Here is a 13,851-nt window from a genome sequence, read left to right on the forward strand (position 1 = left end):
CAGCACGACGAAAATCGCGACAGACATGTTGGCTCCGTTCGGGCGCGTCTCGGCGGCGCCCACGACGCGAAGTAAACGCCGCCACGGTGGGTCCGGCTCTGGTCTTGATGCTTTCCTTACGGGCTCCGCGCGTTCATTTACGGAGTCCTTGCGGGCACGGTGACATGGGTCATATCCGGGGAGCATTTCGGGGCGCGATATGACTCAAGAAGCCGGCGTTTGCCCAGATCAGAAGGGTGCGTCGGGAAAGTGGCCTGGCGATCCACAGGTGGTGCCCTGCGTCTTTACACCCTGGAGGCAAAGGGGCCGAGTGGCGTTAAGAAGCCGCAAGTTTTTGGTGCGGGCATATCAAGACCGTGACAGAGCCGCCCGTTGTCGCTGGTGACACGGGTAAGCCTGGAGCAACACACCGCTTTTGGAGGTCTCATGTTGCTGGGTGCATCAGGGACCGGCCTCACACGGCCGCAGTTGACGTTGTGTAGTGCCTAGCTCCGGGTAGGTGGTGTTCTCCAGGCGCTCAACCAGCTAACGTGCCAACCGTGTGGGGTCGATCACCCCTCGAACTTGGGAGGCATAGGTGTTCGACGTCGTCGGTGGAGTGGTGCAGAAGCTGGGCCGTGTCGGGGAGTCCGTGAACGCGGTGAAGCGGCTCTATGAGACCGGGTTTCTGGATCTGGCCAACCCCGGGGTCATGGTGGAGACCGCCAAGAACGCGCCGGTATTCGGGCCGCAGGCGTCCATGGCGATCCAGGGCGGACGCAAGTACGCGGACCTGCCCGCGCTGGTCGATGAACGTGGCACCTTGACCTACGGAGAGGTCAACGACCAGTCCTGGGCATTGGCGCGCGGGCTGCAGGGTCTGGGAGTGACCGAAGGCTCTGTTGTCGGGCTGCTGTGCCGGGACCATCGTGGTCTGGTCCTTGCCATGGTGGCGTGCGGAAAGCTCGGCGCACGACTGGTGCTGATGAACACCGGGTTCGCCAAGCCGCAGTTCGCTCAGGTCTGTGAGCGCGAAGGCGTCAAGGTGGTGCTGCACGACAGCGAGTTCCTCGGCCTGCTCGATGCCTTGCCCGCGGACATGCCGCGCGGGTTGACGTGGGTCGACGAGGGCGTCGACGTGCCCGAGTCGATGCTCACCCTGGACGCCATCATCGCGGCCAACTCCACCGAGCCGCTGCCCGCGCCGAGCAAGGCGGGTGGATCGGTCATCCTCACCAGCGGGACGACGGGCCTGCCAAAGGGTGCGCCCCGAAGCTCGGTGTCGCCCTTGGCGACGGCACAGATCATCGACCGAATTCCGTTCCCGCGCAAGGGAACCATGGTCATCGTCTCGCCCATCTTCCACAGCACCGGGTGGGCCACCTACACCGTCGGCGCCGCGTTGGGCAACAAGGTGGTGACCGCCCGGCGCTTCAACGCCGAGCGGACCCTGCAGCTCATCGCCGAGCACAAGGCCCAGATGCTCGTCGCGGTGCCGACCATGCTGCACCGGATCGTCGAACTGGGGCCCGAGGTCATCGGCAAGTACGACACCTCGTCGCTGAAGACCATCCTCATCGCTGGGTCGGCGCTGAGCCCCGAGCTGTCCAACCGGGTCCAAGACACCTTCGGCGACGTGCTCCACAACCTGTACGGCTCGACCGAATGCGCCATCGCCAGCGTCGCCACCCCGGCCGAACTGCGTCTAGCCCCGGGCACCGCCGGACGGGCGCCGGTGACGTGCGAGGTGGTGTTGTACGACGAAAACGACCAACGCATCAAGGGAAACAACCGTCGCGGCCGCATCTTCGTCCGCAACGGCGCGCCATTCGCCGGATACACCGACGGCCGGACCAAGCAGATCATCGACGGCTACATGTCCAGTGGCGACATGGGGCACTTCGACGACCATGGGCTGTTGTTCGTCGACGGCCGTGACGACGACATGATCGTCTCCGGTGGCGAGAACGTCTTCCCGCAAGAAGTCGAAGAACTCCTCGCGGAGCGGGCCGACATCTTTGACGCGGCCGTGGTCGGCGTCGACGACGTCGAGTGGGGCAAGCGCCTGCGGGCATTTGTCGTGTTGCAGCCCGGCGCGGCGCAGGACCCCGATGAGATCAAGGCGTTCGTCAAGAACAATCTGGCCCGGCACAAGGTGCCCCGCGACGTGGTGTTCATCGATGAGTTGCCGCGCAACACAACCGGCAAGCTGCTGCGCCGGGTGCTGATCGAGATGGACGTCTAGGGCAGCGATGCCAACCGAACTCAGTGCCGACCAGGCGGCTGCCCGGTTGGGGCCGGTCGACACGATCGGGATCACCCTGGGTCCCGGCCAGCCGCCGGCTGTGCTGCGGGCCCTCGGTGCACGCCAGGACTGGACGAACCTGCGAGTCTTCGGTGCGCTGTTAGCCGTTGGTACCGAACTGTTTTCGCGACCAGGCGTGCACTACGTATCCGGTTTCTTCGGCCCGATCGAGCGGGCGCTGCGGGACATGGGCGCCGACATCGAGTTCGCGGCCGCGGACTTTCGCCGATTCGCCCCACTGTTGGAACGGCAAGCGCCGCGGGTGATGACGACAGTGGCGACGCCACCCGATGCCGACGGTTGGTGCTCGCTGTCGTTGCACGCCGGCGGCACCATCGACGAGTTACGCCGCGCCGGCGCCGACCCACAGCGTCTGCTCATCGTCGAAGTTTCCGACGCCTACCCAAGGACTTTCGGCTACGGCTCGCACCGTCACGCACTGCACGTCGACGAAATCGACATACTCGTGCGCTCGACCGACGCCCCGCTGGCCCTGCCCGGGGGCGATGTGCCGCCGACGGAGGTTGAGCGGGCGATCGCGCAGCACGCCGTCGGCTTCATCGGTTCGGGGGCGACGTTGCAGACCGGAATCGGCGCAATTCCCAACCAGATTGCCACCTTGCTGGCCGAGGGCGACGGCAGCGGGTACGGCCTGCACACCGAGATGTTCACCGACGGCTGCATGCACCTGCATCGCGCCGGCAAGATCACCAACACCGGCAAGGGACAGTACGACGGCGTCAGCGTCACGACCTTCGCATTCGGGTCGCAGGAGCTCTACTCCTGGCTCGACGACAATCGGGATGTCGCGTTCTTACCCGTCGACATCGTCAACTCGCCGGAGGTGATCGCCGCCAACACCGACATGGTCTCCATCAACGGCGCGCTCGCGGTGGATGTTCAGGGGCAGGTGACTGCCGACACCATCGACGCGGGACAGTTCAGCGGAATCGGTGGCGCGGAGGATTTCGTGGCCGGGGCCGGACTGGAGCTGTCGGACCGCTCACTCATCTGTCTGCCTTCGACTTTCGTGAAGGACGGCCAGCTGCGGTCGCGGATCGTGCCGTGGTTCGGGCCCGGTGCCGTCATCACCACGCCGCGGCACCAGGTCGACGTCATCGTCACCGAATACGGTGCGGCGGAACTGGAAGGCAGGACAGTTCGGGAACGCGGTGAGGCGTTGGCGGCCGTCGCGCACCCACAGTTCCGGGACGCCCTGTTGGCCGCGGCGGTGCGCGCCGCGAAGGGGCGCTCGCCGGTCGAGAACTACGCCAATCTTCCGGCTCAGCCGCAGAATTCGTGATTCACTGCCGCCATGACGAGCAGCGACCAGCCGTGGTGGATTTCCGCGCCCGTCGCTGAACTCGCGGCGGCGATCCTGCCGCTGTTCGGATCGTCATCGTTCGACAGTGAGCGCGGAGCCATGACGGACGTCGTGTCATGGCTGCGAACCGGCGCCCGGGCTCCACGCGGAATGTTCTCCGCGGGCATCTCGTCGCGCGGTGATGTGTTTCAGAATCCCGACCTGCGGGCGGTCGCCGAGGCCATGCAGCTGCTCGAACGCTCGGGCCTGCTGCTTCGGGTCCTGGTCCCGTCGAGTCATTCGAGCTTCGACGTCGGGCTGACACGGCTCGGTTGGCAGGCCGTCCAGACCGGCACGGTCAGGCAGCACCTCGGGCTGGGCGACCTGTAGCCGAGCGTGAAGAAGATCGTCAAAATCCGCCGATTTTTGACCATCGTCTTCACGCTCGCCGGAGGAACCACCCTTGACAATCATATGGGACCGGGGGTCCCATATAACTGGGTGAGCAACGGTGCTCCGATGCGTAGAAGAGGCGACGTCATGGCTGTTACGAAGATGGTCCGCAGGTGGCGCGCTGGGATGGACGTGGGCGCCGACATCGACTACTGCGCAAATCTGGAGACGCTCTCAGCAGGTTCCGTGCGCCGAAACTTCAATCCGTATCTGGATGTTTCGTGGGATTCGCCGGAGTTCCGGGTGACGGCGAACGACCCGCGCTGGGTGCTGGCCAAGAGCGACCCCATCGGCATGAGCGCCTGGTACCAGGCGCAACCGCTGGAAAAGCAGATCGCGATCGGCATGTGGCGCCAGGCAAACATCGCCAAGGCCGGTCAGCAGTTCGAGAGCATGCTCATCCGCGGGCTCCTCGCGTACACGTTCTGGGTGCCCAACGGCAGTCCTGAGTACCGGTATTGCCTGCATGAAGCGGTGGAAGAGGGCAACCACACCCTGATGTTCCAGGAGATGGTGAACCATGTCGGCGTGGATGTCCCGGGTCTGCCGCGCTGGGTCAAATGGCTCAACTGGGCCTTCCCGCTGTTCGCCAGCCCAATGCCGACGTTCTTCTTCATGATGGTGCTGTGCGGTGAGGAGCCGATCGACCACATGCAGAAGTCGATCCTGCGCGAGGACGGTTCGATCCACCCGATCATGGAGCGCGTCATGGCGATCCACGTGGCCGAGGAAGCCCGGCACATCTCGTTCGCGCACGAGTTCCTGCGCCGGCGCATCCCGGAGATGCGGCGGCTCAACAGGTTTGGGCTGTCGATCATGTATCCGCTGGCGTTCCGTCTGGCGGCGTCGCTGATCGCCAAGCCGCCCCGCTCCTTCTGGCGCGAGTTCGAGGTTCCCAAGGCGGTGAAGAAGGAGATTTTCTGGCGAGCACCGGAATCCAGGATGATGCTGCGCGAGATCTACGGTGACGTGCGCATGCTCGCCGAAGACACCGGCCTGATGAACCCGATCGCCAAGATCCTGTGGCGGGTGCTCCGGATCAACGGCCCGGCGTCGCGTTTCCGCAGCGAGCCGGCCCGGCACGCCGCCGTCACCGTGTAGGGGGTCGCGCCCAGATCGCGATGAACTTTCGCTCGATCGCGAGTCATTTCCGTAGCAATGTCGAAAACGGCCCCGCCCGTTCGACGTGTGTGTGAAGGATTGACTCGACGACGAAAGGTCACGCAATGCGCTACATGGGTTTGGTCATCATGGATCCCAACCAAGGTCCGCCGCCGCAGGAACTGGTGGACGCGATGGGGGAGTACGTCGCCAAGAATGCCGCTGACGGCATCTTCCTCGATGGCGGCGGTCTGGGGCAGGGCGAGGGTCGGGTCGGCTACGAAGTCCGTTCCGGGCAGCTGAGCAGCACTGACGGGCCGTTCACCGAAGGCAAGGAGATCATCGGCGGCTACGCGATTCTGGAGTACCGCAACCCGGCCGAGGCCGCCGAGGGCTGCCGGCAGTTCACCGAGCTGCATCGCCGGTACTGGCCGGAATGGGAAGGCCGGATCGAACAGCACCTGATCGAAGGCCCCGCGGACACCGGATGTCCCGCAGGCGCGCCGGAACCGGGCGCCTGACATTGCGGTGACCCGTACCGGAGGTGCCGGCTCGACCGGCGCCGACGCAGTGACCGCCGCCTGGCGCGCCGAATCGGTACGCCTGGTGGCGGCGCTGGCCCGCATGACGCGCGACATCGACCTTGCCGAGGACGCCGCGCAGGACGCACTCGTTGCGGCACTGGAGGAATGGCCCGACCGCGGGATTCCCGCGAACCCCGCCGCCTGGCTCATGACGGCGGCGAAGCGCCGCGCCATCGATCACATCCGGCGTGCGGAGACACTGCGCCGCAAGACCGAGGAAGTCGGGCACCGGCTGGAGGAGGTCGACATGCCGGATTTCGAAGGGCAGCTCGACTTCATCGAAGACGACGTGCTCCGGCTGATGTTCCTGACTTGTCACCCCGAGCTGTCGGCGGCGTCGCGCGCGGCGCTGACGCTGCGGCTGGTGTCGGGACTGAGCACCGCCGAGATAGCCCGTGCCTTCCTGGTGCCGGAATCGACCATGGCGCAACGGATCAGCCGTGCGAAGAAGAGCCTCGTCGGCGTGGACATGGAGCTGCCGGCGGGGGCCGACCGCGTCGACCGTATCGACGACGTGCTCGCCGCCATCTACCTCACGTTCAACGAAGGCTATGTGGCGACCGCCGGCGAGGATTGGACGCGCCCCGATCTCTGCTTCGAAGCGATCCGGCTGGCGCGCATGGTGGCCGCCATGGTGCCGGACATTCCGGATTCGCTTGGGCTGCAGGCGCTTGTCGAACTTCAGGCGTCGCGGATTCCCGCGCGCACCGATCGCGACGGGGCGCCCGTGTTATTGGACGATCAGGACCGCGCCCGGTGGGATCACCTGCTGCGGCGCCGCGGCCTTCAGGCACTGGCCCGCGCGGAGAAGCTCGCCGCGACGGGCGCGCCCGTTGGGACGTACTTTCTGCAAGCGTCGATCGCGGCCTGCCATGCGCGCGCGATCCGGGTCGAGGACACCGATTGGCATCGGATCGCCGACCTGTACGACGTGCTCGCTTTCGCCGCCCCCGGTGCTGTTGTCGAGGTCAACCGCGCGGTGGCCCACGGCCGTGCGCATGGCGCGGAGGCGGGGCTGGCGGTGCTCGACGCGCTCGGCCCCGATCCCATGCCCAGATCGCCGCTGCCGCACGCGGTGCGCGGAGACCTGTTGGAGCGCTTGGGCAGAACCTCCGAGGCGTCGGCAGCATTCACTCATGCCGCCGACCTCAGCACCAATGAAGCGGAGCGCTCGCTGCTGCTGGGGCGTGCTGAATGACCTAGGCCGGTTTCTTGGTCAGGTCGGCGTTCTCGTCCTCCTGGATCGGCACGCCGTCCTTCTGCGAGATGGATTCGATCGATCCGATCGAGGCGTTCAGGTCGGTGATGCCGCTGGCGTCGCCGCCCTTCAGCTTGTCGAACGCGGCCTGGACGGTGTCCCCGAGCTTGTCGAGCGGCGCGATGATCGCCTTGCACAGTGTGGGGTCGGCCTGCACGTCGGTGGCGGCCAGCCGGACTTCACGCTTCACGAACAGCGCCGAGAGGCCGCCCTTGATGAAGGCCTTGATGCGTCCGTCGGCGCCCTTCTTGAACGTGCCGGCCTGGAACGGTTTCCACAGCCAGCGGTGGAACGCGCCGAAGGCCAGGCCGCTGTGCGCGACGAACTTCGTCTTGGCGAAGGACGTGGTGGCCTGCGCCGGGCAGGCCTGGGAGATCGGCGCGGCGTCACCGGCATCGCCCGACGGGTCGGCGGGGATCGAGTCCGATGTGGTGTTTCCCTGCGCGGCTTCTTGTTTGTGCCCACAGCCGCCCACCAGCAGGACGACGGGGATGACCAAGACGGCGATCAGACGGACCAGCGTGTTCACGGGTTGCCTCCAGTAAAAGTTGGCTCGTTTCCCAGGTTCGGCGCGAAGCTAGCAGCCAAACCTGGGTGTTTGGTGGCAACGGTTTGACGTCCTGATGCCTGCTCTGGCTGCGGCACTTCACCTCTCCGAGCGACCTACCAGAGAAACGAGTACTGCAGTACTCGTGATGGCCGGGCGCCATCGTCGGATGCTTCCAGGTGAGAGGAGGTGAGCCGCCATGGGTGCGTTACGTTCTCGCCGCTACTCGCGCCGCGCGGCAGGTGCGCTGGCCCGCGGATGCGCGATCTCGTTGGCGATCCTGTTCGGGGGCGCGGGCGTGGTCTTCGCCGATCCGTCGTCCACAACTACCGCGCCTACAACGACTGCGCCCACGACGGCCGCTCTACCTGCATTCAAAGCGCTGCCACCGGTCATCGCGGCACCTGCGCCGGCCGCGGACCAGGCCACCCTCGCACTTGAGCCCACCCACAGTGGCGCGGGAGCTCAGGTCAAGGCCACCGTCACGGGCTTCGACTATTGCCTGGACGCCCCGCACCTGCTGTGGGATGGTCAGGCGTTATCCGCCAGCCTGACGTTCACGGTGCCGGATGCTCCGGCCGGTGCGCACAGAGTGACTGCGGTGTGCAGACTCCTGGATGGGGCCCGCACGGTGGCTCCGGCGACGTTCACCGTCGATGCGACCGAGAAGCCCACTCTCACACTGGATCCCGGCAAGGGGTCCGCCGGCTCGCAGGTGACGGCTACACCCAAGGGCTTCGGGACGTGCCTCGAGGCGCCGCACCTCGAGTGGGACGACCAGCCTCTGGCCGCCAAGGCCGTGGACCCCGCCATTGGCAGCCTGGCGTTCACCGTTCCGGACGGCCCGGCCATCCAGCACACCGTCACCGCGGTATGCGACGTCCGGGGCAACACGCAAGTGGTGGCGTCCGCGCCCTTCACGGTGGTCGAAACTCCGAAACCCACTTTGACTTTGAGTACCCCGAAGGGACCCGCGGGCTCGGAATTCACGGCGACAGGTACGGGCTTCGCGTGCCCGAACAGTGGCGGTGTGCTGTTGTTCTGGGACGGGGACAGATCTCCGGCGACCAAGGCCTCGTCCGGCCTTTTCCGCGTCCCGTTCACCGTGCCCGCGACGGCATCGGCCGGCGAGTACACGGTGCTGGCCGCCTGCGCAGGCGATCCAGAAGTCGCAGCCAGTCAGCAGTTCACGGTCGTCAGCCCGGTGACGAACCAGGGAACGCCGGCGGCGTCCATCTCACTCGATCCGACACAAGGGCATGGAGGCGACGCGGTGCAGGTCGTCGGCTGGCAGTTCAACTGCGCCAACCACGACCGGACGGTGGGGCTGTCGTGGGATGGCGCCCCACCCCGGTTCAACGTGGCTGTCGATGGGCTCGGCGAATTCACGACCTGGTTTGCCGTCCCAACCGATGCCGCAGTCGGCAGTCATACCGTGCGCGCCGCCTGTGCGGATGGATCAGCTTGGGACACTGGAGAATTCACCATCGTGACCCTAGGTCTGCCGGTGCCGCCACCTATGACGACGCCGCCGGTGTCACCGCCTCCCATCATCCCGCCGCCGCCCCATAAATGGTGGCCGGTCGTCGTGGTCGCTGGTGTCATCGCGGTACTCCTGTTGGCCGCGGCCGTCCACTTCGGCCGCCGCGCACTTCGGCCCCCGCGGGTCAGGGTCATCACGCGGCCCCGTGGTCCGGCGGTCGTCAGGCTGCGTGAGAGGCCGGCGGCCGGCGAGATGACGTACGCGATTCAAGTGACGGTGCATTCCCAGCCCGATGTCGTGAGCTTGAGAGGGGTGGATGATGAGCACATCCGCGTTGAGTGAGACGGTGACCGTTCGAGACCTCCTGTATGGCGATGCGCCGGTCGAACCGACGCAGGCGCTGGCCGACTCGCTGCAGCAGAGTGGGACGGTCAGCAACCTCGTTGCCCGCTTTCCCGGCGTTTCGTCTCTCGTCGAGAGCCAGGTGGCCAAGGAGATCGATGGCCTCCTGTCACAGAGCCTGCTTGACCTGGCCGTCGACGGATGGAAGAAATTCGCGGAGCTCATGGACGCCGCCCGCCGGACGGGCGACAACCCGGCGGCCCGGGAGACCGTGAAGCTGGTGACGCACCGGATCGAGTTCAGCCACCCGTGGACCGTCGAGGTGTTGGTCAACGGCAAGTCGGCCGGCACCCTCGAGGCGGAGTTGGCGGTCTCCTTGGACATGGACCTGGTGGTTCTCGTGGTTCAGCGCGGTCGGATCACGGCCATCGAATCCGGCCGGTGCATCGTCACCGCGGCATTGGAGATCGCGCAGACCGAGGCCATCAAACGGCAGGGCCGGTTCAACTTGGGCGGCGAAATCCCGCTTGGCCATGGGCTGATGCTGGCCGGACCCACGGCAACTGCTGCCTCGGCCGACCGCGCTGTGGTCACCGATGCGCAATCACCGAGTGCGAACTGGTACCCCGAGCCTTTGCACCGGTACGAGTTTCGCCGATGGGACGGGACGCGTTGGACTGACCAAGCCTCGACCAAGGGCCGTGTGGTATCCGATCCCATTGTCGGTGAACACGTTCCGACCCCCTGCGACTCAACTCCGGTGACGCTGCCGCGCTGAGACGTCGCGCTCGGGAAGACCGAGTGCGTCCACGGCGGCGGTGAGGCAGCCGGCTTCGATAGGCGCAACGCTCGGCCTGAGGTACGTCGAGATCTGCGCAGGCGCTAACGTCGTCTCCGCGCGGTCTAGGTGAGCGCCGCCCCCATAGCCCAATTGGCAGAGGCAGCAGACTTAAAATCTGCAAAGTGTCGGTTCGAGTCCGACTGGGGGCACTCGACTGTGGCGCTGTGACGGCAGTGCCCGCGCCGTCGGCTCTAGCAAATCCCCATCGCCGAGCGGTTACTGATCCCACGGCGTTTCGGTGGCATCAGCAAGACCCGGAGGTTGCCATGGGCCTTCTCGACGGCAAGGTCGCATTCGTGACCGGAACTGCGCGGGGGACTCTGCGGCCATGGATGCCTTGCTCAACGAAGGCGTCGACAGGTTCGGCGGACGTCTCGACATCGTCGTCGCCAACGCGGGCATCAGCACCTGGGCGCGCTTCTGGGAGATGCCGGACGACGAGTGGCAGACGATGATCGACGTCAACCTCACCGGCGTCTGGCGCACGATGAAAGCCGCTGTCCCGCATATGATTGCAGCGGGCAATGGTGGCTCGATCATCAACATCAGCTCGGTTGCCGGAATCAAGTCATTGCCGGGCCAGGCTCACTACAGCGCTGCCAAGCACGGAGTGGTCGGACTGACGAAGTCGGCGGCCATCGAGCTCGCCGAGTTCAAGATCCGGGTCAACTCCATCCACCCGTGGGGCGTCGACACCGTGCTTGCTGCGGATCCCACCGTCGGCACGTTGCTCACTGATCACCCGACCTACCTGATGTCATTCGGCTGCATGCTCAGCGACCCATTTCCCGCGACCGTCGACGACATCTCCGACGCGGTGATCTACCTGGCATCGGGTTTGTCGCGTGCCGTCACCGCAACGCAATTGACTGTCGATATGGGTGCCACGAAGGTGTGATCGCCGCTCTGTGGATCGATCCCCACTAGTAACTCGATCTATCTGCGACTAGATATCGCTCTTTGGGCTATGGTGCTGCGCCGGTAGGCGGACAATCGTAGAGAGTGTCAACAAATCACAATCTCAGCCGACGAAGGCCGAGGCCGTGCGCCGGCGTGGTGGGCACGGAGAGAAGGCGCCATCATGATGTACGCAGAGTATGAAATGGCGGCATTGGTGGTGCTACTGGTTGGCGCGGGGTGCGAGGTGGTGGCGACCAATCTGCGCCGCGCCCACCCCACTCGGATGCCGGACCGAGAAGCGGCACCGCCGACATCGAAAATTCATGGAACCCATTCGGTATCAAGGGATTACCGGGCCGGAGGTTCGGTTGAAGCGAAGGGCCTGCGGCTTGCCATGGACCGGTCGCACGCTAAGCGCGCGCAACGACGCCGGGAGAAGAGGGAATTCCAAATCTGGCTGGACATCACCTCGCGTCCAATGTAGCGACGGATCAAACGCGTTGCGTAGCCGTGCCACCGCCCTACGATCGGTAAGTATGACCCGCAAGCTCCCCTTGCTCATGGCCCTCGCCGCGCTGGCCCCAGCCGTTCCGGCATTCATCGCGACACCCGCCGCAGCCGAACCCTGCCCCGACATCCAGGTCGTGTTCGCCCGCGGCACCACGGAGCCGCCGGGCCTGGGCAGTGTGGGCCGCCCGTTCGTCGACGACCTGCGGGCCCGGGTGGCGCCGCATTCTGTTGAGGCGACGGCGGTCGATTACCCGGCGAGCAACGACTTCGCCCAAAGCACCCCGGCCGGCATCGACGCCGCGCGTTCGGTCATCGAGTCCACTGCGGCCAACTGCCCGAAGACCAAGATGGTGCTCGGCGGCTACTCGCAGGGTGCGGCGGTGATCGAAGGTGCTACCAGTGCGGCGCCGCCGCAGGTCGCCGGTCACGTCGCCGCCACCGCGCTGTTCGGTGCGCCGCGCACCGGTTTCGCGAGCATGCTCGCCGGCGGACAGCTGCCGGAACTGGCGCCGCAGTATGTCGCCAACTCCATCGATCAGTGCGCCCAGGCCGACCCGATCTGCTGGGAAGGCGGCTTCGACCCCGGCGCGCACGGTTCCTACGTACAGTCCGGAAAGGTCACGCAGGCAGCCGATTTCGCGGCGAGCAAGATCTAGGGCAGAGCCAACCGAAGGACACAAGCACTACCCGAGACCGCGTTGGAACTGCTTCAAATTCTCTGACCTTCTGCGACTTCGCAGTCCTCACACGGGGAGCGCGGCGTTCGTAGATGTCGGCCTATCGACCTGTGCGCGCACCAACCCCACCCCTTCGTCGCGCCACCTTGCCCTGCTCCATGCCCATCGACCAGGCCGCCCACACCGCAGCTGCCTTCTCCTCTGTGCCATTGCGACGGCGGGCGGGCTCGTTCCCGATGACGATGCCGTGGGCATACCTGAATCGTCGATCCACGATCAGGAGCCGTCTGGGTTCCAGAACGATTCATGTCCGAAATATCAACATCTTTGCGCTAATAGTTTTATGTAGTTAATTGTCTTAGATGGTTAACTTTCTGCTGTTGAATTTCAATATGGAATAGCGAAAGGGATGCACAAAAATTCGCAAAGTTTGTGGCGGAATTGGCCCCACGCAGTGATCAATGTGAAGTAATTTGCGGGTGCAGGTTACCGATTACTGAGGGGGAGTTTTGCAAACAATTACGCGGACCAGCATGACGAGCGGGGTGGCACTGATCGGAGCGAGTGCCATCGCGCTGTCACCGATAGTGGTGGCACCGCAGCAGGTGCACCTGCCGGCGATCCCGGTGTCGAGCCTCGCGACGACGTTGACCGCGTCGGTCAATCCCATCAGCGAGTGGGCAAAGGTCCTCACGACAACGTTCAACAACGTTTCGGCCCTGGGCCAGCAGGTGTGGGCCGACCCGGCTCCCATCCTGAAGCAGATCATCATCAACCAGCTCGGCTACGCGCACACCATCGCCACTGACCTGGGCGCCGCCGGCAACAGCTTCGTCACTGCCGTGAAGGCACTTCCGCCGGCTTTCCAGCAGGCAGCCCAACAACTGGCCGCCGGCCAGATCAGTGGAGGCCTGAACACGGCATACACCGCCATGCTCAACTTGGTGATAAGCCCCGGCTTCGCATTGCTACAAGGTCAGATGCTCAACATCCCCGGCCAGGTCATGCAGCACATCACCGACGTCGTCAAACTAGGCCCCGCTCTTCTTGTCGGTGTGGGCTTTTCTGCGCTCGGCATGGTTGGCAGCGTCGAGAGCGCGTTTGGGGACACGGCGCAAGCGGTGTACGACGGGGTGCGCGCCGGCAACTTCGCGGCGGCTGTGAACGCGATCGTCAACGCCCCGGCCGTGCTCACCAACGCCTTCCTCAACGGGTACTCACCGGCGACGGGATTATGGGGGCTTCTGACCCCGGGAGGTGGCTTGCTCCCGGTACTGGCGGTCGCCGTTCGCCAAGCCATCGCACAAGCGCTGGGCGCACCGGTGCCGCCCGCGGCGAAGGTGGCCGATACTGCACCGTCCGCTGTTCCGTCGGCTGCTTTGTCGGGTGCGACGGTCACGCTGGGTGCGGAGAAGGTGACGACGCCTGATGCCGTGAAGACCGCGGCGACGAAGACCTCGGAGACGAAGACTCCGGCGACCGAGACCACCGGGGCAGAGCCCGCCGCGACGGCGCCAGCTGCAGGGGCACCTGCCGCGTCCTCGCCCGAGACGCCTTCCCCCGCAACC

General features: G+C 65.6%; 12 protein-coding genes, 1 tRNA gene and 1 pseudogene. 13 read left to right on the forward strand and 1 reads right to left on the reverse strand.

Annotated features, from left to right (window positions below):
* The first annotated feature begins 577 nt into the window (after positions 1-577).
* The 6 genes from TL10_RS01315 to TL10_RS01340 all read left to right on the forward strand — a co-directional run bounded on the left by TL10_RS01315 (position 578) and on the right by TL10_RS01340 (position 6,923).
* Entirely contained in the window at positions 578-2,224 is a 1,647-nt protein-coding gene (locus TL10_RS01315; RefSeq protein WP_043984093.1) for an acyl-CoA synthetase, read from the forward strand.
* Between the two features lie 7 nt (positions 2,225-2,231).
* Positions 2,232-3,587 (forward strand): acetyl-CoA hydrolase/transferase family protein, encoded by a 1,356-nt coding sequence (locus TL10_RS01320; protein ID WP_043984096.1) that lies wholly within the window; start codon positions 2,232-2,234, stop codon positions 3,585-3,587.
* 12 nt (positions 3,588-3,599) lie between these two features.
* Positions 3,600-3,977: a hypothetical protein gene (locus TL10_RS01325; RefSeq protein WP_043984098.1), complete on the forward strand. Its 378-nt coding sequence runs from the start codon at positions 3,600-3,602 to the stop codon at positions 3,975-3,977.
* 150 nt (positions 3,978-4,127) lie between these two features.
* A complete protein-coding gene (locus TL10_RS01330; RefSeq protein ID WP_043984099.1) occupies positions 4,128-5,141 on the forward strand; it encodes an AurF N-oxygenase family protein in 1,014 nt (337 codons plus the stop codon).
* A gap of 125 nt (positions 5,142-5,266) precedes the next feature.
* Positions 5,267-5,662 carry a YciI family protein gene (locus tag TL10_RS01335; RefSeq protein WP_043984100.1) on the forward strand — a complete coding sequence of 132 codons (396 nt, stop codon included), beginning with the start codon at positions 5,267-5,269 and terminating at the stop codon, positions 5,660-5,662.
* Positions 5,663-5,669: 7 nt separating this feature from the next.
* Complete coding sequence (locus tag TL10_RS01340; RefSeq protein ID WP_260973612.1) at positions 5,670-6,923, forward strand: RNA polymerase sigma factor; 1,254 nt, start codon at positions 5,670-5,672, stop codon at positions 6,921-6,923.
* A gap of 1 nt (position 6,924) precedes the next feature.
* Here TL10_RS01340 and TL10_RS01345 read toward each other — a convergent pair whose 3' ends face one another.
* Positions 6,925-7,512 (reverse strand): hypothetical protein, encoded by a 588-nt coding sequence (locus tag TL10_RS01345; protein WP_043984102.1) that lies wholly within the window; start codon positions 7,510-7,512, stop codon positions 6,925-6,927.
* A 217-nt stretch (positions 7,513-7,729) separates the two neighbouring features.
* Here TL10_RS01345 and TL10_RS01350 point away from each other — a divergent pair, with 217 nt between their 5' ends.
* From TL10_RS01350 to TL10_RS31115, 7 genes and pseudogenes are all read left to right on the forward strand, one after another.
* Complete coding sequence (locus tag TL10_RS01350) at positions 7,730-9,355, forward strand: hypothetical protein (RefSeq protein ID WP_043984104.1); 1,626 nt, start codon at positions 7,730-7,732, stop codon at positions 9,353-9,355.
* Positions 9,333-10,133, forward strand: coding sequence for a DUF2510 domain-containing protein (locus tag TL10_RS01355; RefSeq protein ID WP_043984105.1), 801 nt, complete (start codon positions 9,333-9,335; stop codon positions 10,131-10,133). The genes TL10_RS01350 and TL10_RS01355 overlap by 23 nt, the downstream gene beginning before the upstream one ends.
* Positions 10,134-10,271: 138 nt before the next feature.
* A tRNA-Leu gene (locus TL10_RS01360) sits at positions 10,272-10,345 on the forward strand.
* A 167-nt stretch (positions 10,346-10,512) separates the two neighbouring features.
* Positions 10,513-11,094: pseudogene (locus TL10_RS01365) on the forward strand (SDR family oxidoreductase); the annotation flags it as partial.
* Between the two features lie 183 nt (positions 11,095-11,277).
* On the forward strand, positions 11,278-11,580 hold the full coding sequence (locus TL10_RS30855; protein ID WP_131630658.1) for a hypothetical protein: 303 nt from the start codon (positions 11,278-11,280) through the stop codon (positions 11,578-11,580).
* A 52-nt stretch (positions 11,581-11,632) separates the two neighbouring features.
* Positions 11,633-12,262 (forward strand): cutinase family protein, encoded by a 630-nt coding sequence (locus TL10_RS01370; protein WP_043399027.1) that lies wholly within the window; start codon positions 11,633-11,635, stop codon positions 12,260-12,262.
* 554 nt (positions 12,263-12,816) lie between these two features.
* Positions 12,817-13,851: hypothetical protein (locus TL10_RS31115; protein ID WP_157850337.1), on the forward strand; the 1,035-nt coding region annotated here is incomplete at its 3' end.

This window comes from Mycolicibacterium llatzerense, assembly GCF_000878195.1.
Taxonomy (GTDB): Bacteria; Actinomycetota; Actinomycetes; order Mycobacteriales; family Mycobacteriaceae; genus Mycobacterium; species Mycobacterium llatzerense.

Excerpts from the sequence above, each read along its gene's own strand:
- TL10_RS01320 (WP_043984096.1), top strand. The coding sequence starts at position 2,232 with ATGCCAACCGAACTCAGTGCCGACCAGGCGGCTGCCCGGTTGGGGCCG.
- TL10_RS01325 (WP_043984098.1), top strand. The coding sequence starts at position 3,600 with ATGACGAGCAGCGACCAGCCGTGGTGGATTTCCGCGCCCGTCGCTGAA.
- TL10_RS01330 (WP_043984099.1), top strand. The coding sequence starts at position 4,128 with ATGGCTGTTACGAAGATGGTCCGCAGGTGGCGCGCTGGGATGGACGTG.
- TL10_RS01335 (WP_043984100.1), top strand. The coding sequence starts at position 5,267 with ATGCGCTACATGGGTTTGGTCATCATGGATCCCAACCAAGGTCCGCCG.
- TL10_RS01350 (WP_043984104.1), top strand. The coding sequence starts at position 7,730 with ATGGGTGCGTTACGTTCTCGCCGCTACTCGCGCCGCGCGGCAGGTGCG.
- TL10_RS01355 (WP_043984105.1), top strand. The coding sequence starts at position 9,333 with ATGAGCACATCCGCGTTGAGTGAGACGGTGACCGTTCGAGACCTCCTG.
- TL10_RS30855 (WP_131630658.1), top strand. The coding sequence starts at position 11,278 with ATGATGTACGCAGAGTATGAAATGGCGGCATTGGTGGTGCTACTGGTT.
- TL10_RS01370 (WP_043399027.1), top strand. The coding sequence starts at position 11,633 with ATGACCCGCAAGCTCCCCTTGCTCATGGCCCTCGCCGCGCTGGCCCCA.